The sequence below is a fragment of the Leptothoe sp. EHU-05/26/07-4 genome, from assembly GCF_043421015.1.
In the GTDB taxonomy this organism is placed as follows: Bacteria; Cyanobacteriota; Cyanobacteriia; order Phormidesmidales; family Phormidesmidaceae; genus Leptothoe; species Leptothoe turfae.
The window spans coordinates 849283-873296 of record NZ_JAXSQV010000003.1 but is presented as its reverse complement, the minus strand read 5'-3'; the positions used below and the strand labels follow the sequence as shown (position 1 = coordinate 873296).

The 24014-nt window shown below is 48.0% G+C and carries 17 protein-coding genes; 7 read left to right on the top strand and 10 right to left on the bottom strand.

Going from position 1 to position 24014, the window contains the following annotated elements:
- Positions 1–2196: 2196 nt before the first annotated feature.
- Together U2F10_RS11565 and U2F10_RS11560 are read left to right on the top strand one after the other, a co-directional pair.
- Entirely contained in the window at positions 2197–3627 is a 1431-nt protein-coding gene (locus U2F10_RS11565) for a polysaccharide biosynthesis/export family protein (protein WP_499872135.1), read from the top strand.
- A 70-nt stretch (positions 3628–3697) separates the two neighbouring features.
- Complete coding sequence (locus tag U2F10_RS11560; RefSeq protein ID WP_499872133.1) at positions 3698–6007, top strand: GumC family protein; 2310 nt, start codon at positions 3698–3700, stop codon at positions 6005–6007.
- Between the two features lie 37 nt (positions 6008–6044).
- On the opposite strand, the gene dinB is transcribed toward U2F10_RS11560, so the two are convergent.
- Both dinB and U2F10_RS11550 read right to left on the bottom strand, forming a co-directional pair.
- A complete protein-coding gene (dinB, locus tag U2F10_RS11555; RefSeq protein ID WP_499872132.1) occupies positions 6045–7106 on the bottom strand; it encodes a DNA polymerase IV in 1062 nt (353 codons plus the stop codon).
- Positions 7107–7212: 106 nt separating this feature from the next.
- Entirely contained in the window at positions 7213–8223 is a 1011-nt protein-coding gene (locus tag U2F10_RS11550) for an adenosine kinase (RefSeq protein WP_163702709.1), read from the bottom strand.
- A gap of 307 nt (positions 8224–8530) precedes the next feature.
- Here U2F10_RS11550 and U2F10_RS11545 point away from each other — a divergent pair, with 307 nt between their 5' ends.
- The gene (locus tag U2F10_RS11545) at positions 8531–10015 is read left to right on the top strand and encodes an ammonium transporter (protein ID WP_499872130.1); all 1485 of its coding nucleotides are present in this window, start codon (positions 8531–8533) and stop codon (positions 10013–10015) included.
- A gap of 155 nt (positions 10016–10170) precedes the next feature.
- On the opposite strand, the gene U2F10_RS11540 is transcribed toward U2F10_RS11545, so the two are convergent.
- Positions 10171–10632 (bottom strand): hypothetical protein, encoded by a 462-nt coding sequence (locus tag U2F10_RS11540; RefSeq protein WP_499872128.1) that lies wholly within the window; start codon positions 10630–10632, stop codon positions 10171–10173.
- A 585-nt stretch (positions 10633–11217) separates the two neighbouring features.
- On the opposite strand from U2F10_RS11540, the gene U2F10_RS11535 reads away from it, so the two are divergent.
- Together U2F10_RS11535 and U2F10_RS11530 are read left to right on the top strand one after the other, a co-directional pair.
- Positions 11218–11535: a hypothetical protein gene (locus U2F10_RS11535; RefSeq protein WP_499872126.1), complete on the top strand. Its 318-nt coding sequence runs from the start codon at positions 11218–11220 to the stop codon at positions 11533–11535.
- A gap of 108 nt (positions 11536–11643) precedes the next feature.
- A complete protein-coding gene (locus U2F10_RS11530) occupies positions 11644–13290 on the top strand; it encodes a dynamin family protein (protein ID WP_499872124.1) in 1647 nt (548 codons plus the stop codon).
- Here the strand turns inward: U2F10_RS11530 and U2F10_RS11525 are convergent.
- From U2F10_RS11525 to U2F10_RS11515, 3 genes are all read right to left on the bottom strand, one after another.
- Positions 13284–13646: a hypothetical protein gene (locus U2F10_RS11525; protein ID WP_250565072.1), complete on the bottom strand. Its 363-nt coding sequence runs from the start codon at positions 13644–13646 to the stop codon at positions 13284–13286. The two genes, U2F10_RS11530 and U2F10_RS11525, sit on opposite strands and share 7 nt — an antisense overlap.
- An 84-nt stretch (positions 13647–13730) precedes the next feature.
- Positions 13731–15011 (bottom strand): S8 family peptidase, encoded by a 1281-nt coding sequence (locus U2F10_RS11520; protein WP_499872122.1) that lies wholly within the window; start codon positions 15009–15011, stop codon positions 13731–13733.
- A 404-nt stretch (positions 15012–15415) separates the two neighbouring features.
- Positions 15416–16009 carry a hypothetical protein gene (locus tag U2F10_RS11515; protein ID WP_499872120.1) on the bottom strand — a complete coding sequence of 198 codons (594 nt, stop codon included), beginning with the start codon at positions 16007–16009 and terminating at the stop codon, positions 15416–15418.
- 575 nt (positions 16010–16584) lie between these two features.
- Here U2F10_RS11515 and U2F10_RS11510 point away from each other — a divergent pair.
- Complete coding sequence (locus tag U2F10_RS11510; protein ID WP_163667153.1) at positions 16585–17520, top strand: phosphodiester glycosidase family protein; 936 nt, start codon at positions 16585–16587, stop codon at positions 17518–17520.
- A 271-nt stretch (positions 17521–17791) separates the two neighbouring features.
- Here U2F10_RS11510 and psbA read toward each other — a convergent pair whose 3' ends face one another.
- The 4 genes from psbA to hemF all read right to left on the bottom strand — a co-directional run bounded on the left by psbA (position 17792) and on the right by hemF (position 22645).
- Entirely contained in the window at positions 17792–18874 is a 1083-nt protein-coding gene (gene psbA, locus U2F10_RS11505) for a photosystem II q(b) protein (protein WP_163667151.1), read from the bottom strand.
- 260 nt (positions 18875–19134) lie between these two features.
- On the bottom strand, positions 19135–20559 hold the full coding sequence (gene hemN / locus U2F10_RS11500) for an oxygen-independent coproporphyrinogen III oxidase (RefSeq protein WP_163667148.1): 1425 nt from the start codon (positions 20557–20559) through the stop codon (positions 19135–19137).
- A 98-nt stretch (positions 20560–20657) separates the two neighbouring features.
- Positions 20658–21401 carry a biliverdin-producing heme oxygenase gene (locus U2F10_RS11495; protein WP_163667144.1) on the bottom strand — a complete coding sequence of 248 codons (744 nt, stop codon included), beginning with the start codon at positions 21399–21401 and terminating at the stop codon, positions 20658–20660.
- A 191-nt stretch (positions 21402–21592) separates the two neighbouring features.
- Positions 21593–22645, bottom strand: coding sequence for an oxygen-dependent coproporphyrinogen oxidase (gene hemF, locus U2F10_RS11490; RefSeq protein ID WP_250565071.1), 1053 nt, complete (start codon positions 22643–22645; stop codon positions 21593–21595).
- Between the two features lie 289 nt (positions 22646–22934).
- Here hemF and acsF point away from each other — a divergent pair, with 289 nt between their 5' ends.
- Entirely contained in the window at positions 22935–24005 is a 1071-nt protein-coding gene (gene acsF, locus U2F10_RS11485) for a magnesium-protoporphyrin IX monomethyl ester (oxidative) cyclase (RefSeq protein WP_163667141.1), read from the top strand.
- The last annotated feature ends 9 nt before the right edge of the window (positions 24006–24014 follow it).

Genomic DNA, 24014 nt, shown 5'->3' with positions numbered 1-24014 from the left:
AATATCCTCAGTAAGTTGCAGATAACATTCTTGGTAGAGCCCGCTTTTTGCTGAAATACAGCAGATACATTGACTTAGGAAGCGGCAAATAAATAAAGTTCCCATACTACAATTTGTCACAGGCACTTTTGTCAAGCATATCCCTGATGTGGACACGTTATCCATAAAAAACAATTATCGATAACATGTGGTTTCTAAAGATTGTTCGTAAGAAAGAGCGCATCGTCAGCTAGAAAACCTATGAAAAAAATACTGCTACCATCCAACAGCCTCGGGAGTAAGAGGCCATTAGACATAGAAAATAAACAGACAGTTCAAAGAAACAATACTTTACACCAACCGACAAGATCGTATTTTTACATCACCTACCTAAACACACAATTGAAAAAACATAGCACTGTCTCAAGGTAAGCGATTACTGATTTAGAGGATAAACCGGTCTAGAGGCATTGATACTTGACGGTATCTCACAACTAAAGTCATCCCGAGGATCAGCAATGCCCCAGTTAAATAGCCTTGATGACGTACTGAGCAGATCTACTTGATATTTCCCAATTAAGTTACTGGTAACATTGTCATATTCCGGATGAAATAACCACCTATTTTTGATGGAAATCCTTTCCTAATAAAGGATACAGCCACTCAGTATAATCACGGGCAGGGGTAGTTAATCAAACGCAGCATGGGGGAACCCCCAGTATCCTAATTAGGCGAATGTAAATAGTTCCACAAAAGAGGGTCTGAACAATCTGAACCCACTTGGTCTGCTGCTCACCCACAGAAATATCCTGAGAAGGAAACTGTCCTACAAGATCATCTCATGCTGTTTTCTTGTTATAAAAATAGGGCAAACTCTAAAATGCCAGGTTCCTACTATCAGTGCTTCAGAGCTAAATATTTATATATAATCAGCAAGCTCAAGCATTGAGTAAATTTTCACAGAACGATTGACTAAATCAAAGCTATTATGCGGAGATAGCCTCCAGAATCTCGAATAATAATACTATCAGGTTATATTTTTGTCAATCGACCATTATCGACTGGCCGATAGTCTCAATTCTCTCTCAGCCATTGAATTTTCCTTTGGCAAACGATTGAATATTAATAAGATTCCAATCGTGAAATTGTGTAGCCCCCTCCCTTACCAAGGTCTACGGTGTATACATAAGTCAGAGAGAATGGCTAAAACCCTTAAAAATCCTAGGTTTCAATATGGCCTGCCAGGGGTTCCCCTGACGAAGGGGAACCGTCAGGGAGGGGGCTGGATAACTAGCGCTAACACCTGTAGACCACTCCGTTGGTTCCTCCTTCGTAAGGCTACAGTGTCCACACAAGTACTGGAAACTAGCGTTCGCGGTTGCCTCACCCCCTTTAACTCCCCCCTTGGTAAAGGCAGGGTTGTTTCGTGTTCACCAGAGAAAATCTGTAAGGCTTATTACTTCATTCATGCTGAATCGAGAGATGATCGGAGGGAGCCAAAACCGGTTGCTTGGGGTCCCTCCGAGTTCCCCGAACCCTCATGGTTAGGGCCGGGAGGCCGCCCTAAGGACCCAGCCTACTAGGTTGTCCTCAATGGCATTAAATTAAGGGTTACGGCGGGGTCAATTAATCAGGTTATCGCATTGTTGTTTGGCCCACCTCCAAGTAGGGCATGTCTTTCCTCAAATGAGCTTTCAATACCTTCAGATTTTCTGTCTAGACAATGAAACAGACCTACTCCTGGGAGGGGACAAGGTATTCCCCTCAGCCTAAAGAGCAGGCTTCGCCAACTTAAGGGAACAGACCTCCAACATGTCTCAAAACAGTACATTCTTTTCATGCAAAAGTCTTAGTCCTACAGTCCAAATTCTTGATGAGGACTCGTAAAAAACTATACTCATCTCTCCGTCTTTCTACTATTTGCTAACTATATAAAATAGATATATAGCAACGCCATAAAGTTCAGGATTTTCCGGATATTACGGGCCATCGACAGCATTTCTCTAGAGGGTGATAACGGCTTCTCTGACTATTTTCTGCGGTGTTCAGGTCTACCTACATTATTGTTAAACGTTTCAGTATTTGCCATTGCTGATTTAAAGGATAAACCAAACTGTTAAAAGCGGCATATCTCAGCATTTTTCGATAACGCCATCGTTTGGTTCAGCAACGCCCAGTATTATCTTGCATCGTTTTTAGCCTTCTATATGTCCTGCAATGACTAGCTCCAGATATTTGAAAACGGTAATTCGGACAGCCCTAATAACAGGGTTTGCCCTGGGAACTGCTGTCGGTAGCCCAGCCCTGGCCGTACTGCCCGACATAACAGTTTCTGCTGCATCCGTTTCATCCCTCAATGATATTTATTTATTGGGACCGGGGGATTTGATCACCGTTGATGTGTTTAATGTACCTGAGTATAGCGGTGAGCAGCGAGTGTTAGCCAATGGCAACATTAATTTACCCGCCGTTGGCCAGGTATCGCTGAGTGGTTTGACCCTGGCTCAGGCGGAATTAGCTATTAGCGAGAAATATCGATCAGAAGTCCGTTATCCGCAAATCACTGTAAATCTTTTAACACCCCGTCAGCTCCGTATTGCCCTCACAGGAGAAATTCATGTGCCCGGTCAATATACCCTACCCGTGGGGGGCGAAGGGCAGTTTCCTAGCCTGATCGAAGCGATTAAGGTAGCAGGCGGGATTACCCAGGCAGCTGATTTAAAGCGAGTGGAAATTCGACGCCGGGTGGAAAATGGTGGCACGCAACGGGTAGTTAGTGATTTATCTGCACTGCTCACCCAGGGGGATCTGACTCAAGATTTTCCTTTGCGTGATGGTGACTCCATCACCATCATTGAAATGGATGAGATTGACGTGCAAATGTCAAGGCAGATTGCCCTGTCTAATATTGGCCCCGACGAGGAAGAAGCCATTAGTGTTGCTGTGGTTGGTGAAGTCTTTCGCCCAGGCACTTACAACTATGCCTCGCGCTCTGGATCGGGTCAGTCTGTTACTAGCAATAATGCCACTGCCACCAGCGTGCAGCAGCCGGGTCGGCTGACGGTAACCCGTGCCTTGCAATTGGCTGGTGGGGTAAAACCCCTAGCAAATCTTCGCCAGGTAGAGGTCAAGCGAACAACGCGTTTGGGTGAAAGTCAAACGATTTCCCTCGATTTGTGGCAACTGGTGGAATCTGGTGAACGAGAACAAGACTTAATTTTGCAAGAAGGTGACACCATTGTGGTGCCAACTAACCTGACGGCCAGCTCAGAAGATATTGGTCTGCTCACGGCTACGAATCTGTCGCCAGATTCAATTGCGGTCAATGTGGTGGGTGAGGTCGAAAGCCCTGGCCCCGTGGCTGTGGCGGCTAGCACCACCCTCAATCAGGCTGTTCTGGCGGCGGGTGGTTTTAATCGTCGTGCCAAAGAAACGGTGGCCTTGATTCGCTTAAACCCTGATGGGACTGTTACCCAGCAGTCGTTTGAGGTGGATTTAGCCCAGGGTCTTAATGCTGACGGGAACCCCATACTGCAGCACAACGATATTGTTGTTGTTGACCCCAATGCGGCGGCTCGCCTATCCGATGGGTTAAGTAATTTTCTCGGTCCCTTTCTCCAGATTCTACCGTTTGGCAATCTGTTCTAACCGGCTCAATATACTCATTTTTCCTACTCTTTTATCCTCATTAGACTCCTAGTTTCTTTTTAACCGCCCTATGGATAATCTTGCTTCAGCCAACGGTGCGTCTGTTAACAGCCTGGCCAAAGCGTACCAACTACCTCAAATGCCATGGGCTCAGGATGACGATGAGCTAGACCTGGCTCAACTGCTCACCGTGCTGCGGCGACGATCCCTACTGATTACGGGGGTGGCTGCCGGTGTGATGGGCACGGTCATGTTTAATACCCTGCGCCAGGAACCAGTTTATGAAGGGAGCTTTGAAGTTCTGGTAGAGCCGGTTAATGCCGATGATAATCTCTCGGACTTAAGTGGTCTCCTGGCAGAAGCTGCCCCGGTCAAACAGTCAGGCCTGGATTATGAGACTCAGGTGCAGGTGTTGCGTAGCCCTGAATTGATTGCTCAGGTGATCGCAGAGCTAGAAACCATTAATCCAGATCTTGATTATGAACGTCTGCTAAAAAACCTCACTATCAGACGGGTGGGGGAAACTAAAATTATTGAGGTGAGCTACAAGGGCAATGACCCGGTCGAGATCCAGGCGACCTTGGATGCGCTTTCAACGGTTTATTTAAAGTACAGTCTGGATGAACGTCAAACGAATCTGCGCCAGGGGATTCATTTTGTTGACCGGCAGTTGCCTGAGTTAAAAGAGCGGGTTAATGAGCTACAAAGCCAGCTGGAAAGATTTCGTCAAACCTATAATTTCATTGATCCAACGACGCAAAATCAGCAGATTACCACACAGGCTCAGCAACTTAGCACCCAGCGTCTGGAAATTGATCGACAGCTGGCTGAGGCGGTGACTAACTACGAGCTATTGCAAAGTGAAGGGGGCAGTGAAGTTGCGCTGCAAAACGCACCGGTTTATCAACAGCTGATTCAAGAGCTGCGCCAGGTGGAAACAGAAATTGCCACTGAACTGACTCGTTTTCAGCCAGGAAGTCTGGCTATTCAAGTTCTTGAAGATAAGCGAGAGAGAATACTTCCGGTCATTGAGGCAGAGGCCCAGCGGGTATTAAATGCAAAATATGCTGAAGCTGAAAATGCCATCGAATTGTTATCCACTCAAAATGTCACCATTGCGGCGGCTGAAGCCCAGTTGCAAAATACGCTGACTCAGTTACCGACCCTGGCACGAGAGTATAGCGATCTACAGCGTGAACTGGAGATTGCCGTTGGTGCCCTCAGCCGCTTTTTGGAAACGCGCGAACAATTACAGATTGAGGCGGCCCAAACCGAAATTCCCTGGGAAATAATCGAAGCACCCAGTCGGCCAGAAACTCCCATATCGCCTAATCCAAGACGTAGTTTTGTGTTGGGCATTGTTGCCAGTCTGTTGATTAGCGTTGGGTCAGCGTTGCTGCTGGAAAAAATAGATACTGTTTGCCGCACCGTTGATGAGATTGAAAAGGTCGTAAAACTGCCGTTATTAGGCACAATTCCCTACCATGGGGAATTTGACACTGCTCCACAACAATCTAATGGGGCGGGCCAGTGGCTACAGCAACGTCTCAGTAAAAAGGGTACGGGGGCCACCGATGGATACTATGGCTATGGTGGCTCGCAGTTTTTGGAATCCATGCGGTTGTTGCACACAAATCTGTCGTTGATGGGGGCCGATCGGACAATTCGCTCAGTAATTATCAGTTCGTCCATGCCCAATGAGGGTAAGTCCACCGTTGCCCGCCATCTGGCGCAAACCGCTGCCACCATGGGCAAACGAGTCTTGCTAGTGGATGCAGATCTGCGGCGACCTACGGTTCATCAGCGTCTTGGGTTAAGCAACAAAACAGGTCTTAGCGATCTGCTCTCGGGCAATGTTACGAGGGGCAGTGGGATACTGCAAAAGGTCATGCCCTTTCTGGATTTCTATGCCATTACAGCCGGTACTGCGCCCCCCGACCCGGTTAAACTACTGGCATCTAAGCGGATGCGACTGTTGATGAATCAGCTAGAAAAACAGTTTGACTTGGTGGTTTATGATACGCCACCGCTGGTGGGTCTGGCGGATGCCACGTTGATTGCGGCTAACACCGATGGTCTGATCCTGGTTTCTCGGTTAAATGGTTGCGATCGCAACATCCTCCAGCATGCCATGGACAACATCAGCTTCACTAAAATTCCCGTCCTGGGTCTGGTCGCCAACGGTGTCTCCGCCAACGGCAATGGGTACAAGTATTACTCCTCCGGCGACTACGGAAGCCAAGCGGAACCAGCCAATCCCCCAACGGCTGACACCACAGATGAGGATGCCAACGTCCTGGCCGCCGCCGCCAGTAAAAATGGCAGCTCACCCCACCAAAATGGCCTCAGCATATCTGACTTCTTAAACGTCAAGAAATAGCCAGACAACCCATAAAATAGTCAAAAAACAAATTCACCTAAAGCAACGACAGTTGCTGAAACCCCACCGTTTCAGCAGGCACCAAATTTGCGATCGCCACCCCCAACAGTCTCACCTGCGGTTGAGGCTCAAGGTGATGCTCCAACAAAGCCTGAGCTAACGGCCCCATGTCAGTGGCCCGCTGCATCGGCACATCCACCGTACGACTGCGGGTAATTTGGCGATAGTTCGCATATTTAACCTTCAGGGTGAGGGTATAGCCCATCTTTTTTGCCTTGAGCAGCCGCGCTTCCACCTCATCCACAATCGTAGCCAGCGCCCGGCTCATGGCCTCTAAAGACCGCAGGTCTTCAGCAAAGCTGCGTTCGGCCCCAACCGATTTACGAATACGGTTGGGATCAACTCGGCGATTATCCTGGGCATTGGCCACACGAAAATAATGGCTACCCGCTTTGCCAAATTCTGCCACCAGATCAGTCTCACGCCAACGTTGTAAGTCGGCTCCCTTAGCAATACCCAGCTGTTTCATTTTGCGGGCAGTGGCCGGACCAATGCCATGAAATTTTTCAATGGGCAGCGTGGCAATAAAGGCCATGGCCTCGTCGGGCAAAATCACATACAATCCATTGGGTTTATTCACATCCGAAGCCATTTTGGCCAAAAACTTATTGATGGAAACACCGGCAGAGGCCGTCAACTCGGTGGTCTGCTGAATACGCTGTTTAATGACTTTAGCCGTTGCGATCGCCGATTCACAGCCAGTCACATCCAAATAAGCTTCATCCAGGGACAGGGGTTCAACCAACTCTGTATAATCCCGAAAAATTGTCCGAATCTGCTCGGATACTGCCCGATACACATCAAATCGAGGTCGCACAAAAATCACATGGGGACACCGCTGCACCGCAATGCGTGACGGCATTGCCGAATGAATTCCATAGCGCCTAGCCTCATAGCTAGCGGCGGCTACAGCCCCTCTCTGTTCTGGACGACCACCCACCACCATCGGCTTGTCCCGATACTCAGGATAGTCCCGCTGCTCAATGGATGCATAAAATGCATCCATATCAATATGGAGGATTTTACGATGGTCTACCATCTCCCTTATGGTTGTCGTCAGCCCTAGCTTACAAACACTCTTTAGTTTATGTAATCAGCCCTGAACATCGATCAAGACTCTTTTCAGCCAAGATCACCCATAGCCCCTACTCCCCAACCACCTGTTTCAACACCGCCTGCAATTCATCCGTTCCCATTCTGGCTCCATAGGCGGTTACCAACTGAGCGGCTGCCGTGGAGCCCAGTTTGCCAGCCTGGGGCCAGCCCAATCCGTGGGTAATGCCGTAAAGCACGCCCCCGGCATACATGTCGCCGGCACCGACGGTGTCAATGGCGGTGACTGGATGGGGAGCAATTTCCCAGACCCGTTCGCCATCAAACAGAATCGAGCCTGCGGGACCACGGGTAATGGCAAAGGTTTTAGCTAGGGTTTTGGTGTGTTCAATGGCGGTGGCAAAATCGTCCGTATCTGCCATTAAAAGCGCTTCGGACTCATTGGCAAATAGCATATCTACGCCGTCACCAATCATTTCTAACAGCCCTGGCCTAAAAAATTTCACCATGTTGTAATCCGATAGAGACATGGCGACTTTGCGGCCTGCGGCTTTGGCTAGATGGCTGGCTTTAATGGCCGCTTGCTTACTGTTTTCACCGCTGACTAAAAACCCTTCCATATACGTATATTCAGCAGCGGCAATGGCTTCGGGATTGAGGTCAGCCTCAGACAGCTGGGATGAAATGCCCAGAAAGGTGCCCATGGTACGGTCGGCATCTGGAGTAATCAGCACCAGACACTTGCCCGTAATCCCCGGTTCAGGGTCATGGCTGGTCAAATTGGTGTCCACACCACAGTCCACTAGATCTTGCGTGTAAAACTGACCATATTCGTCATCGGCGACTTTGCAGCCATAGAAGGTTTTGCCGCCAAGTTGGCTGATGGCAATGATGGTATTGGCAGCAGAGCCACCACAGATACGTTTGGTTTGATGGCTATTGAGCTGTGCGATCGCATTATTCTGCACGGCTTCATCCAAAAGGGTCATCACCCCCTTATCCATACCGATGGCTGCCAACGTTTCCACTGACAGGGCGCATTCTATATCCACCAGAGCGTTGCCAAGGCCATAAACGTTGTACTTCGGTGGATTGTGGGTCATGGGGATTATTGAATATCAAATGATTTTGCTCGCTTATTATCCCGCTGATTACGGTGGGTGGCAATGAGAAGCTATACAATTTCTGCGCTGTAGGGTGAGTAATTATCCAGGGTGAGCACCCATTGCCCACCCCGATCGCTAGTCTCCCATTGGGTCAGTTTGGCAAGATTTTAAAGAATCTGTCGGGGTTCGAGCAACATTCCGGACAGTTTTTATCGGGTATCGAAAAGTTGAGGACTTCAGCCTCTTGTAGGAGATTGCAAGTACCTAAAATCAGCGAACCATAGAACAAAAAACCTGTAGGACTATGAATATTTTGCGCCATGGATTATCAAAATACTGGTCCTTTATCACTTTATTGATAGTAGCTTTTGTTATAGCGATATCGCCTCAGGCGCTTGCCCAAGAATTGACTCCCGAAATCCCCCTCACCACGGAACTGTTTTCAGGGATTAATACTATCTGGATGCTAATTGCGGCTTTACTCGTATTCTTTATGAATGCTGGGTTTGCCATGCTTGAAGCAGGCATTTGCCGAACTGAAAATGCAACAAATATTTTAGCTAAAAACTTAATCGTTTTTTGCGTCTCAGCTACAGCATTTTTTGTTTTTGGGTTTCGCTTTATGTTTGGCGACAGTGGAAATCCTATTTTTGGACAACTGGGAATTTTTGTAGACTCTCTCTTTCCATCGGCAGCCAATGTTAACCCTTTCCCCCAAGGTTTTGAGAATTTAAGAACCTTTTGGGGTAATCGCTCGTTTGCCGCCATTTTCTTTTTCCAGCTATCATTTGCCGGAACAGCGGCCACCATTGTGTCTGGGGCCGTTGCAGAACGAATTAAATTCTGGGCGTTTATCCTTTTTAGCTTTGTTCTGGTGGGCTTTATCTATCCTTTAGTTGGCTATTGGGTATGGGGGGAGAACGGTTGGCTGGCCAGCACCCTCAACTTCCATGATTTTGCTGGTTCAACCGTAATTCATTGTGTGGGTGGTGCGGCAGCGTTGGTGGGGGCCTGGCTACTGAAACCCCGAGATGGCAAATTTGGCTATGATGCGGCAACTGGCAGTTTCCCTTACGGTGAAGAAGAAGAAATATTTAAGCCCTGTAACCCCGGCTTTACCACATTGGGCTGTTTGATTTTATGGGTTGGTTGGTTTGGCTTTAATGGTGGTTCAACCCGGTTTTTAGACTATGTCCCCCATGTCATCATTACCACCATGTTTGCCTCTACGGCTGGAGGTTTGGCAATTCTCTTCTATAGTCCCCTGGTTACAGGGTATAAGGTAAAACTGTCATCAATTATTAATGGCATTTTAGGGGGGTTGGTTAGCATTACAGCCTCGTCAGCCTATGTTGATATTTTAGGCGCGTGCATTATTGGTGCGGTGGGAGGCATTCTGGTGCTGGTGGGCGAAAGCGTTTTGGAATCAAACCTCATGCGGATCGATGATCCGGTCAGTGCTGTGCCCGTACACCTCTTTTGTGGTGCCTGGGGAACAATTGCCGTTGGCATGTTTGCCCAGGGGTTTTCCCGCGAGTTCAACAGCGTTTATTCGGCAGCTCAGCAAACCCTGTATCAATTCCTAGGCTGTGGCTGTATCATTGCTGTAACTTGTCTGTTGAGCTTATTGGCCTGGGCAATGATCGGGCTATTTCTCTATTACCTGCGCCCGAGCATCTCGTATCACGACTCAAAAGAGGCCATTGATATTTTTGTCATGGTTAGACAGGGATTGAGAGTCACTCTGGAAGATGAAAAAGCCGGTAGCGACGCGACAATTATTATGTAAGTCCAGGTTTTCAGAACCTGGCTGAGAGCTTTTGATGTAGAGGGGCTGGCACAAGGCGCAGCCCCGACAAGATTATTCATGATTCCAATGTAGAGGGGCTGGCACAAGGCGCAGCCCCGACAAGATTATTCATGATTTCTACACCGGATAGTTCACTAATTATTGCCTGCAAATATTTCTTTTGCTGCAGGACAACTCTCACTAACGGTTTCGTAATTTTGGAAGAAGTTTTCTAATAAAGGTTTGATTTCCTGAGATTCACCAGACGTATTACGATTTTCTTCCCAGAGACTAAATAAAAATTGAGCATCTTTGAATATTTCTGAATCAGGCCTTTCAGGGATTTGGCAAAGGCGAATAAATGATGTGTTAAATCGCCCTACTGCTGCTTTGAGAATAGCTGTTTCATAAAGGGCATTATCTAATCGATCCTGGCAAAAACTTGACCAATTATCACCCATACGATTTTTGAGGTCTGATAGCCTTTGTAAAAGAACTTCCTGATCCTCCAAATTTTCTTGGCAATAACTATCTGGTGTTGGGCTATCGTCAACTGCCTGTTGCTGAGAGCCAGACCTAAATAAAAAATACGCAAAAATAGCTAGTGCTGACAACATGAGGGCAACTGTCGATAGAAATATAGAGGGACCAGAGGCATCTCGTTTGATGTCTTGTTTGCGCATTTGTTGACTATAAATCTAGTGGGATTTCAATGTTGAGACTATAGCTTTAAGGTCTCCTAATTCCGTATAAGAAGTACCCGTTTATTTGGTAAGGATTACAGAATTTGGATGGTTCTATTCGCCACAATAAATAAATCAAAAACATAAAGTTTTTACCAATTAAAACTCTATACTTTTGATTTATTTTTTAAGCTAATTTTTAGCTTATATATTGTGTGAACCCGTGATCTTACGGAACCGACGTCCTAACAATGCGACACCTGATCGTTGGGATTATATGTATTTACCACTCTAAACATGAGAATCCGCACATGAAAGCAGTTTTTGTATAAAAATGTGTTCAGTCAAGGGTAGATTCAAGCTTTTGTCGACACCACCATAACTGTGGCATTCTTTATATATCTGCTGTCCCCCCATTTTGAAGGAACTATGGGTTTGGAGTTCAAGTTTTTTTAAGGTTGCAGGTGCTTAAAACTGCGCATATTTTGGTAGAGAAGCGGTTGGTCCTTTTCAAAATCTATGAATTCTGATCATCAATCTAAAGAACAAGAACTCAAAAATCTGGAAGCGGAGCTCAAGGAACGCGAAATAAAGTTGCGGATGCGTGAGCTTGAATCTGAGATAGAGACGTCGACGTCGGTAAAACCTACGGTTAAACACAAGGGAGCCTTAAGCTTTGGCTGGTATAACCGTCTACCGAAATTTGTACAGTTTGGTTTGCTCGTTGTGGGTGTGATCATAGCTATACGAGTGGCCACCTGGTTGTCTGGAGTATTGTTACTGTTTGCGGTTGGCTGGGTTATTTACAAGCTGTTTCTAGAGCGCTCTAGAAATTAATTTCTAAAGCGCGATCGCAATTAGGTTCTAGGGCGCGATCGCAATTAAAATTTTTCACCAGGGCCTGAGGTGGGCCATCCCACTGTCCACACCATAGCTCCCTAACGTATGGCCGCTATTACATCACATTTTCCGCTCATCAACTCCCTGAGAAAAGCGGTAGGCCTGCTCGACCCAACGCACGCTGCATTAAAGGCCGATGTGTTATGTCAATGCGATCTCATCTCCCATACCACCCTACGCATCACCGTCTTTGGCCCCTTTAACTACGGCAAATCCACCTTACTCAATGCCCTCCTCGGTGAGAAAACCCTGCCCATTGATCTCGTCCCTACCACTGGGGCCGCTATCACTGTCACCCATGGGCCTGCATTGGTCAGCCGCATCACCCTCACCGATGGCACAGTCCTAGAAGAACCTGGAACAGACCTGTTGCAACGTTACGCCATTCTCGATGAGCAGCGGCAGATGCAGGCCCATGTGGCAGCGGTGGCAGTGACCTGTCCCCACCCGTTTCTGCAACCAGGCGTAGAGCTGGTGGACCTGCCGGGCACCGATGACCAAGAAGCACAAAATGAGCGGGTGTACGCCAAACTGATGGAGACCGATGTGGTAGTGCAGCTCTTGGATGGTCGTAAGCTCATGACCCTGGCAGAGCGAGAGCATCTGCGGGACTGGCTGATGGACCGAGGCATTACCACAGTGCTATTTGTGGTGAATTTTCTCAATCTTATGGAACCTGAAGAGCGCAAACAGGTCATGTACCGTTTGCGATTGCTAGCCCAAGACTTTCGAACAACACTGCCGGATGGTGTGAGTAATCTCTATGCGGTGGATGCTTTACCAGCTCTGCGGGCACGCCTTAAAGGAGATATGGCTGCTGCAACCCAGGCCGGGTTACCAGCATTGGAGTCGGCTTTGCATAGGTTGGTACAGGTCCGTTTACCGGAGTTGGCTGTTCATCGCATACCGCGATTGTTGCCCTTAGTGTCCCAGGTGCACCAGGCTCTGCAACAACAGCTGCAATCTCTGAATGCAGCCCCCCACCCCGATGCCCGTCGCGTCGCTATTCAACAACGGGCTCAGCAACTGATACAAAAGGGGTTTCAGCAAAGTGTGATAGATTTGCAAGATTGGCTTAGCTTAGAGAATCTGTTGCATCAATATGAATATGATTTTGCGGCCTCTCTTCAAGCGGGCACGGCCCCCCTATGGTTAGAAGAGAGATTACAACCTGTCTGGAAACAAAAAAAGCGAGCGGTTGCCGACTGGGTGTATCAAGCCTGTGATTTTTTTGAGCAGCCACGTCCGGTGGATCTGTGGGTTGGTTGGCAGCGACCCGATGAGACTGTGCAGCCGACAGCCGACCCCAGTGAACCGGAGACAAGTCAGGGGGATGGGATGGCGTCGGTGGCGATCGCCACCGGCCTGGGCTGGGTGTTAGCAGGTCCCATGGGGGCAGCTGTGCTCGGTGGCACCAGCCACTTGCTCAATCGCGCCGGGCGTACAAAGAAAGCGTCGGAACCAGAGCCATCCGTGTCACCCCAGGCTAGCCGTGAAGCTGCCCGTGAGTACCTGGCCCATTTTTCTAAAACCGCCCTGGATGCCCTTGCCTCCTATCAACAGCGAGCTCAGCCAGTTATGCAGATGGCCATTACAAAACCAGTGTCCGTAGACCAACAGGCTGGCCAACGGACACTACTGGAAAATATTTTGATAGAACTGCAACAGCTACAGGAAGAATTTAATTATTGAACGTCAGAACCGGGTGGCGGCAACGTAATTGTTCTGTCTACCTCAACGGAGTCAACACCGGTAACCTCGGACAACGAAGACATGCTGTCTGAGGCCACTGAGCCGGTAACAATGCCGAGGGTTGTCAAGGTTTGCTCCACGTCAAGGCCTGCTGCCTTTAGCTGTTCAGTGACCTCATCAATCTGTTCGATGTGAGCGTCATCGATTGATACCGTTACCTTGACCTTATCCATGTCTGCTCCTGGGTTTGCATTTATAGCGTCTGACCCTTGGGGCCAACAGCCCACTAGGCTGACTGTCACGATGGCAACAATTAGCCAATGAATCAGTTGTCTAGCCCACCTAGTGTTTCTCATATCTCCCATTGTCGCTGCTGATCTCAATAAAGAATAAAGATCAGCAGCAATTCTACAAATGTAACAGCGCTAATAACAATAACGTTACTGCAACGGTGCCTGGACTAATCCGATGCCAACATCGGTACCAGCTAGGCCCAAGCGTTGGGCATCACGCATTAGCCACGCCCAGAGTTCCATGCCCCGTGCCCCAGTGGCTTCGGCATAGAGAGCGGCAATGCCGGATACGTGGGGGGTGGCCATGCTGGTCCCGCTAATCTTTCTATAGCGATCGGGCATGGGCCATGTGGAATGAACCGCAACTCCCGGTCCAGCAATATCCACTTGACCACCGTCCAGATTAATGCTGCCATTGGAGAAGAATCCCATTTGTAGCTTATTATCTAGAGCACCCACCGCCATTAAGGAGGGAGCGTTAGCAGGATAACCGACTGGATTGATGCGTCCGTCGCGTCGATCACTTTCATTACCGGCTGCCGCAATAATTAGAGAGCCACGATTCAAGGCCCGTTGTCCCACTCGCTCATAGATGGGTGAGTAGGTATCTCCTGGGCGGGTGGGTGCCCCCAGGGACATGGAAATAATGGCGCAACCGTTATTGACTGCCCATTCAATACCAGCCAGAATGCCACTATCTGAGCCTGAGCCACGATTACTTAAAACCTTACCGGCATAAATTTCAGCGTTATAAGCTACGCCGTAACGGGGTAGTTCCGGTGGATCCTTAGGACCACAGGCTGTACCAATGCAATGGGTGCCGTGGCCATTGGCATCCTGAACAGCCTCGCCAGCAATAAATGACCGGCTTTGGATGATGCGACCAGCAAAGTCAGGATGATTGAGGTCCATGCCTGTATCTAGCACAGCGACTTTGATTCCCAGGCCACTGTGGCCTGAGTCGATCACCCGAGTTGCCTGAAGGCCCCAGGTGCTCTTGCAGTCTTGAAACTCTGGGGCCGAACCCTTATGGGCGCGGACAGCCAATGCCCCCTGGTCTGGGCCTGCTTGTTCATATAGATGGGTGGCGGCGTCGCTGTAGCCCCGTAAATAATCTGTGGATAGACCCTGACCGATAGCGTAGACGACTCGTTCTGGCTGAATTGCCAGCACATTACCATGGGCAGCGGCACTGGCTCGTACGGATTGTGCCTGATCAGGATCAAGGGGAACGACAGCGACTCCGAGATTGTCAAAAACTGACGCATTGGGGCTATCGAGTTCTGCAGACGTAAAGGCGTGACCTTCAAAATCTGCGGCTCTGGCCACACCTTGAATACCCGTTGCGCTAGATAATGCTTGAATACCCGCGTTCACATCTTCGTCGGGCAGAAGTACAAGATAGCGCCCGGTAGTTTCTATAGACATAATTCACCCTTTGATTATGTATAAGTGGTCTTAGATTCAGTCTGCGATGCGATTTTGTCGCATCAAATGTCACACTTAACTCCATACAAGTTGCCAAGAAGTTATTACGGAATGGGAAAACCGAAATGTAAATTAAAGAAGAGTTTGAGTGTGGAGAAATTAGCTGGCTAATATTCGTATAACCCTTGCAGAGAAAGCTTTTTAGGATATTTTTTAATTTGTCCTAGAAATGATTTGAGAGTAAACAATCTTTTTGAAAATTCAAATATTATTAGGGCTCAAACTTTTATTTTCTGACGTTCTATGGCTAAAAAGGCTGTTTTGACCCATTAAATTGATCTAAAGCTTAAAAAATATAACTAAAAACTGATTTACTCTTAAAAATAAGCGTCTCTATTGCTCTTCTATTTTTGGAGTTCTCTTTTTATGTCACGCTGCCATTGGTGATAGACCCACGTCAGTCCTTGTTGTGTAAACCAGAGATAGAGGGCTGTGCATAACCCCAGACCGATGGCGATCAACCACCGTTGAGTGGTGGCGGCGGCCCAGGCCCAGCTGCTGAGGCCAAACGCTGTTCCATAGGCACAGAGGCTGCTGATCAGCGCGATCGCAACTTGCCAAAACCCTTGACGATGCCCTGTGCAAACTCCCACCCACCCACCTACGATCAAACCCGCAATAGCGCCGATCAGCACCCCTTCAGCCTGGTGTCCGCTCAACTCTCCAAGGCTGAAGGCCGCCAAAATGGCGATGGATGATGCGCCGCTGACTAAGCTAGTTAATCTTTGGGGAATAAAGTTAAGAGACTGCATCCCCACAGTGGCTCCAGCAATGGCTAAAAAGCTACCGAGGATAAGGGCCAAACTCCATTGGGGACTGCTGGGAGCCAGACCCAAGACGCCGAATAGTAAGCTGCTGAGGGCATGGAACGTGAAGAGTGCGATCGCAACTAACCCAGCTACACGTAGCGTCATTTGCCAATTGTGACGATGGGCCATAAACAGTGACTTTTCCTAAGGAACGTGTTTAGAGTAGCTACAGACTAACCCAAACCCATGCAACCCAAAAATGATCTAAATGATCTAATAAATACATCTACAACAACAAACTTATACGGAGATACGTTTCTCACTGAGACTAATGGAACAGATTACCCCTCCCCCTGGTCTAGCTACGGTGTACACACAAGTGATCGAAAATGGCGATTACATTGCATCACCCCCTCTAACTCCCTCCCGTGTATACATAAGTAGGAGAGCTAGCTCTAGATTTCGAGCCCTCATCCCCCAACCCCTTACTCCCTGGGGGAGAAGGGGGGCCTGGCCTCAAAGTCCTTCGCCCCCAGGGAGAAGGATTTAGGATGAGGGCCAATTCAAGGACAGGCCTACCTTTTGGGACATTAGTCTTCTAGATGTGTATACACAGTAGTCTTAACAAGAGGGGATTAAGGGGGGGTAAGGCAGGATTTTGAGCCATCTGCCGAGATGCATGTACACAGTAGCCTGGTCTAGGGGAACAACGTCTTGGTTGAGGTGAAAATAAGCAGATAGCAGCGTTTGTGCAATAAACATCTATGTCTCGTTGGCGTCACCTAAAAACCGGATTACTTTGGTTCGCGTTCTTGCTGCCAATTGCGCTCCATGGCTCCACGGTATGGCGTCGCCCTCACCTCACTGAGATTAATCGCCAGCCACTATTTCAGGGCATTATTTACAGCCGCCGTACCCGTGAGCAACCGCGACCCAATATCATTCACATTATCGATATTGATCTGACGACTGCTGGATTGCGACCGTTGGTCACCCCCGTGAATCCGCAGGCAGATCTGAAAAAATATGGTACGAAAAGCCATAGAGCGGTGGGGCAAAAAACGTCAGCATTTTTACAAACCCACGGACTACAGCTAGCCGTGAATGCTAACTTCTTCTCTCCATTTAAAGAGGTTACTCTCTGGAACTATTACCCTCGTCCTGGAGAACCGGTCAATTTAATGGGGTTATCAATGTCTAACGGCAACGTGGTCGCTCCAGCAAATCCTGATCAGCCACCGGTACCGACGCTGTGTTTTATGAATCAGCGAGCCGTTATCAACGCCGATGGCACCTGTGAAGACAACACTCAACAGGCGGTGGCAGGCAATCTGATGCTGTTGGAAAATGGTCAGATTACCACTCAGCTGCAAGACCGACTCCAGTATGAAGGGAAAAAGCCCTACTCATTTACCGTGGCAGCCTTAGATGCCACGGGTGCACGTCTATGGCTGGTCCTGGTTGATGGCAAGCAGCCTTTTTACAGCGAAGGGTTGACCGTGGGCGAAGTGACCGCCCTGGTACAAGAATTAGGCGCTGATACAGCTTTGCGCTTAGATGGCGGTGGTTCAACAACGTTGGCCGTGTCGTCACCCAGGGGTCCCACCCTACTTAATACGCCTATTCATGGCAAAATCCCTGGTCAAGAACGACCGGTCGGTAATCATTTAGGCTTTTTTGCTGACCCCATAGAACCGTAGAGGGCATGAGTTCTGAACCCATTAATCAGGAGAAAGCCAGCTTACGGTACGCACCGTGTCCACTGCCAAAACTGTAAGCCCAGGCTTGATATTCCCTACAAAAAAAAAGGGAGGGAGTTTCCCCCCTCCTCTATAGGTAACGAATCAAATCTCAACCAATTGAAACTCTGGCAATTGCTAATTTAGGGGCTGCACTAGTCTAGAGCTCTTGCTATTTGACGGTGTTTTACACCTAACGTCAGCCCGAAGATCAGCAATGCCCAACCCGGATTTATGCGGCGATAGCGGGTGCTGTCAGTGCAACGGGAGCGGCTTCTCCAGACGCCAAATCCAGGGGAAAGTTGTGGGCATTACGCTCATGGATAACTTCAATGCCTAAATTGGCGCGATTCAGCACATCGGCCCAGGTATTCACCACGCGCCCTTCACTGTCTAGAATGGACTGGTTAAAGTTGAACCCATTGAGATTAAAGGCCATGGAGCAGATGCCCAGGGAGGCGAACCAAATGCCGACCACCGGCCAGGCGGCCAGTAGAAAGTGCAACGAGCGACTGTTATTAAACGAGGCATATTGAAAGATCAAGCGTCCAAAGTAGCCATGGGCGGCGACCAGGTTATAGGTTTCTTCCTCTTGACCAAAGCGATAGCCAGCATTTTGGGATTCAAGTTCGGTGGTTTCCCGCACTAACGACGAGGTGACCAAGGAGCCATGCATGGCCGAGAACAAGGCCCCCCCGAAGACACCGATGACCCCCAGCATATGGAAGGGATGCATGAGAATGTTGTGCTCGGCTGTAAACACAATCATAAAGTTGAAGGTGCCCGAGATGCCGAGCATCAAGCCATCTGAAAAACTGCCTTGGCCGATGGGGTAAATCAGTAACACAGAAGTAGCCGCTGCCACTGGAGCCGAATAGGCCACGGCGATCCAGGGTCTCATGCCTAAGCGATAGCTCAGTTCCCACTGACGGCCCATATAGGCATAGGCAGCAATGAGAAAGTGAAAGATAATCATCTGGTATGGGCCACCGTTGTAAAGCCACTCATCTAGACTGGCGGCTTCCCAGATGGGATAAAAGTGGAGGCCAATGGCATTGGAGGAGGGCACCACGGTGGCGGTAATCATATTGTTACCGTAGAGCAAGGAGCCGCTAATGGGCTCTCGAATCCCATCCATATCCACGGGGGGTGCCGCCACCATGGCCAGGACAAAAACAACCGTAGCGACCAGGGCTGTGGGAATCAAAAGGGTCCCGAACCAGCCAACATATAATCGATTTTCAGTGCTGGTGATCCATGCGCAAAAGCGTTCCCATGGACTAACGGATTGATACGGTCGAAGTGTATGCATCATGAATCCATTTGGTATGTAGCGAAACAAAATTAAAAGCGCTCATTGAGCTATATAAATATATAACTGAATGGTTATCTAATTGTCAATTTTTTTCTGACATTTTACGAGTTTTTTGTTGGCGTTATCCCTTAGAGGCTAGTCAGGCCCTTGACTTAGCCTCTAAGGGATAAACATAAGCACAAAGCCCGATGAAGCGTTTGGATGGGGCGATGAGTGATGAGTAACGGACGGTAATCTAGCGGTGATTTAATGGCAAACGCCTAAACTGATTGAGAGAATTGACGAATTTTGCGATTTCTCAAATAGGTATCAAATACAGCGGCAATGTTTCTGATCAGTAAACGCCCCGCTGGTGCCACTTCAATGTGGTTAGGGGTGAGTCGTACCAGACCATCTGCGGCCAAGGTTTCTAAATCCCGACGTTCGCGGGCAAAATATGTATCAAAATCCTGCTCAAAATTGAGGTGGTATTTATCTTCAATCGCGGCTTTCGATAGCTCAAACTGACACATTAATTCCATGATGATAGCCCGCCGCAAAATGTCGTCCTTGCTAAGAACAACGCTGCGTTCAATGGGAAGGTGTTTGGCTGTGAGCTGATCCGTCGGCGATGGTGCGATCGCATCATAAAACCCCTTCAGCCGTTTATAATTCTGGGTATAGACATTTTGAAACATACTAATGGCAGTTATGCCAAAGGATAGAAGATCGGATTCAGGCTGAGTGGTATATCCCTGAAAGTTGCGATGTAGCTGACCAGTTTGTTGCGCCAGGGTCAATTCATCATCAGGTTTAGCAAAATGATCCATGCCAATAAACTGATACCCATGGTGAGTCAGCTGATCAATGGACATATGTAAGATATCGAGCTTTTCCGATGGGGATGGTAATGTAGCCGGATCAATGTGTTTTTGCTGCATTGGTAATAAATGCGGCAGATAGGCAAAGTTAAACACTGCAATCCGATCTGGGTCTAGCGCCAGGGTTTTAGTAATGGTATCGCTAAATGTGGTTAGGGACTGGTATGGAAGGCCATAGATCAAGTCAACATTCACACTATCAAAGGCCGCTTCTCGCATCCAATCCATCACCTGGAAAAGCATGTCTTCTGGCTGTAGACGATTAATCGCCACCTGCACCCGGGGGTCAAAATCTTGAATGCCAAAGCTAATGCGGTTAAAACCAATCTCTCGCAAGCCTAGTATATAGTCACGGCTAAGGGTGGCAGGATTCACCTCAATGGAAATCTCAGCATCTTGAGAAAAGGAAAACTGTTGGTGCAAAACTTGCCAAAGTCGATCCACCTGCTCAAGGGTTAGATAATTGGGAGTCCCACCACCCCAGTGAAGCTGGTTGACCACTCGTTGTGAATCGGTTAAGCTTGCAACCTGCTCAATATTACGAATGAGAGCGTCCAGATAAGGATTTGTCACCGCTGTATTTTGGGTGACAATTGTATTACATCCACAGAAATAACAGGCGCTCTGGCAAAAGGGAATATGACAGTAAAGGGAAAGCGGTGTTTGTTTGTAGTTCCCTGTGGCAAACGCTGCATCCACCACATGGGCATTGAATTGATCCGTTAACTCAGTCGCTGGAGGATAGCTGGTATAACGGGGTAAGGGCTGATTATACTTTTGAATTAAATCGGCATCAAATTCAACGGTTTGAAGCAAAGATTTCATGTCTATCTCAGATTGAAGAGCGAAAAAAACCCCCCGCAAAAGGGGGGACATGGAGGTTCATACAAGAGGAGATTTCTGAAGCTCAGCAGCTAGTCTGCTTATACCATTTCAGGAGACTGGTGATGGTGGCGATGTTCTGTACTGCCAGACTTATCTTGGCGAGTGACTAGATCAAAAACATGATCACCAATAGCCTCCTTCACCAACGGTTCCAGTTCATGCATAACATCTCGATTAATCTGAAAGGCTAAATTCGCTTCATCCACAATTTGCTGTGCCAGACTGGTTTCGATTGGTAGAGAATTGAGGTTGTTTCTATACTTTTCCTTGAAGGCTCGTCGAGATTCCACTGTGGGGATATCTAAAAATTCGTAGAAGGCTGTTCCCACACCATTTGGCAGATCCAGGGCGGAGCGAGTAATGGCCTTTAACCCTTGCCCACCAGAGAGATCACCCATATAGCGGACATAGGAATGGGCTATGAGCAACGCAGGATTCTGTTTAGCCACCTCACGAATGCGCTCTACATAACGAAGCCCTTCGGGAGATGCAGCAATTTCATCACGCCAATTATCACCATAGTAGAAGGCAAGGTCTTTTTCTAATTGAGGGACCCGCTCTAATAAGGGAAAATACATGGGACCCACCACAGAATGTTGAGCATGGCCACGCATTTCTTCTTCCAAGGCACTATAAACAAAGTACAGATTAGCCATCAATTTCCGAAAAGGTTCCTTTTCAAGAATCCCTTTGAGAAAACATTTCATAAACGCTGTATTTTCCGCCAGGGTATGGGATTGTTGGGTTCCTTCTCGAAGACAGGATGCTAAATTGTGATCCATTGTAAATACCTCAAATGATTAATATTGATCAAGCGGAGACAATCTTAAACAGAACGATTGGAAGAGAAAAGGCAAGGGATAGGCAACGTACTCAGGAGTTTGGAGCCTTCCTGAGTAAAAGTCTCTCTAGATGATTAGTGTAGTTGGAGATCCCCATTGTTATCCCTTGCTGAGCAGCTTTGACAATTAAATCAAGGCGTTGGCACCCAGTTCACCCAATCCTGGGGCTTGAGAAAGAGATTAGTCAGCTCAGCTTCTGGTGTATCGGCTTCGGCCTTATAGCCATACTGCCAGCGAGTCAGAGGCGGTAGCGACATCAAAATAGACTCAGTTCGACCATTGGTCTGTAAGCCAAATATAGTACCCCGATCATAAACCAGGTTAAATTCGACATAACGTCCCCGACGATAGAGCTGAAACTCGCGCTCGCGCTCACCATAGGGTTTATTCTGATTACGCTCTGCAATGGGTAGATAGGCTGGCAAAAATGCATTGCCACAACTTTGCACAAAGGCAAACCAATCTTCCCAGCTGAGGGTCACTGGACCTACCTGCTGGCTATAGGCGGCCGCATCTCCACTTAAATTAGGACCTGAGTAGAGATTGCCACGGTAATCCAGATAGTCAAAGAAGACACCGCCCACACCCCGCGATTCTTGACGATGCTTAAGATAGAAGTATTCATCGCACCAACGCTTAAAAGCAGGGTAGAACTTAGGATGATGAGCATCACAGGCCCGTTTTAAGGTGGAGTGAAATTGGATCACATCCTCAATCGTGGGATAGTAGGGGGTTAGATCCACACCGCCACCAAACCACCATACAGAGCCAGCTTCAAAATAACGGTAGTTGAGGTGCACTGTGGGCACGTAGGGATTACGCGGGTGCAACACCATGGAAGTACCTGTCGCATAAAATCCATTCCCTGCAGCTTCTGGGCGTTGACTTAAGATACCGGGGGGTAAGGTATCTCCCCACACTTCTGAAAAGTTTACGCCACCCTGCTCAAAAACTTGCCCATCCTGAATCACCCGGGTACGACCACCGCCACCGCCATCACGCTGCCAGTTATCTTCTTGAAATTTTGCTTTGCCGTCTAATTGCTCTAGGGCAGAACAAATATCATCCTGCAATGTTTGCACATATTGCTTGAAGCGCTGACGCCCATCGCTGGGTGGCAGAACTGGAACATCAGCGGCAGACGCAGTTGCCTTAGCTTTTGGTAGGTTGACTTGAAGACTCATGGATCAAATCTTTCTCAACGGGTTTAGCTTTAATCACCGTATAGCGATTAAGCAATTTAACCTTATGTTTGTTTTCAAAACTTTACTTTCTAAGGATAGTGTTGGGTCTCTAGGACGATCAGCAAACCATAGCTACCCGAGGGGAAAAAATTGATGCATCTAGGGTTAACGATGTTGCTAAAAGAATTCGAGAAAATAAAAAAATATGACGTCTATGTTATCTGTACTGAATCAGCCTATGCTTTTAATAGCTATAAAGCTATGAATGATATCTGAGGAAAAAAATTGTATGGTCAGCACTGCATCATCCCCTGAGAACATCGCCACAAGCCGAAAATCCCAGGTTGAGGAAAATTTACTGACCCCTCGTTTTTACACCACTGACTTTGAAAAAGCTGCCAATTTAGATCTTTCTAGCGGGGAGGAGGATCTGAAAGCCATGCTGTCAGAGATGAAGGCTGACTATAATCGCCATCACTTTGTGCGTGATGATGCCTTTAAGCAAGTCTGGGATCATATTCAAGGGGAAGAACGGGAGGCCTTCATTGATTATTTAGAGCGCTCCTGTGTTTCAGAGTTTTCAGGGTTTCTGTTATTTAAAGAACTGTCGCGTAAGCTGAAGGGACGCAGTCCGATGCTGGCAGAGATCTTTGCGCTGATGGCTCGAGATGAGGCTCGTCATGCTGGTTTTCTGAATAAAGCCATGGCGGATTTTAATATCTCATTAGATCTCGGTAAGCTCACCAAGAAACGTAACTATACGTTTTTTCCAGTGGAGTGGATTATCTATGCTGTGTATCTATCGGAGAAAATTGGCTACTGGCGCTATATTTTGATCCATCGCCATTTAGAGCAGCATCCTGAAAATAACTTTTATCCGCTGTTTAACTACTTTGAGAGCTGGTGTCAGGATGAGAACCGCCATGGCGATATCTTTAAGGCATTGTTGCGATCGCAGCCCAGCATGTGGAATACCTGGAAATCTCGCCTCTGGAGTCGCTTCTTTTTGCTATCGGTTTTTGCTACCCACAGCCTCACCGTCCACGAGCGCACCAAGTTTTACGAATCCCTGGGTCTCAATGCCACCCAGTTTGATGTCGACGTCATCCGAGAAACCAACAACACCTCAGCCCGTGCTTTTCCCGTGATTCTCGATGTGGATCATCCCGAGTTCTTTAAGCGCCTCGATCGATGTGCTGCCCGAAATCTAAAAATGAAGACCATTGCCGAGAGTTCAGCGCCTAAGGTATGGAAGTTCTTGCGAAAAGTTTCCCTGGTGGCAGGTACTGTAGGAGATTTATTGCGTCTATATATGCTCCGTACCATCGATACTGAAGCGATGAAAGGGACGATACGCTAGGGTAACAAT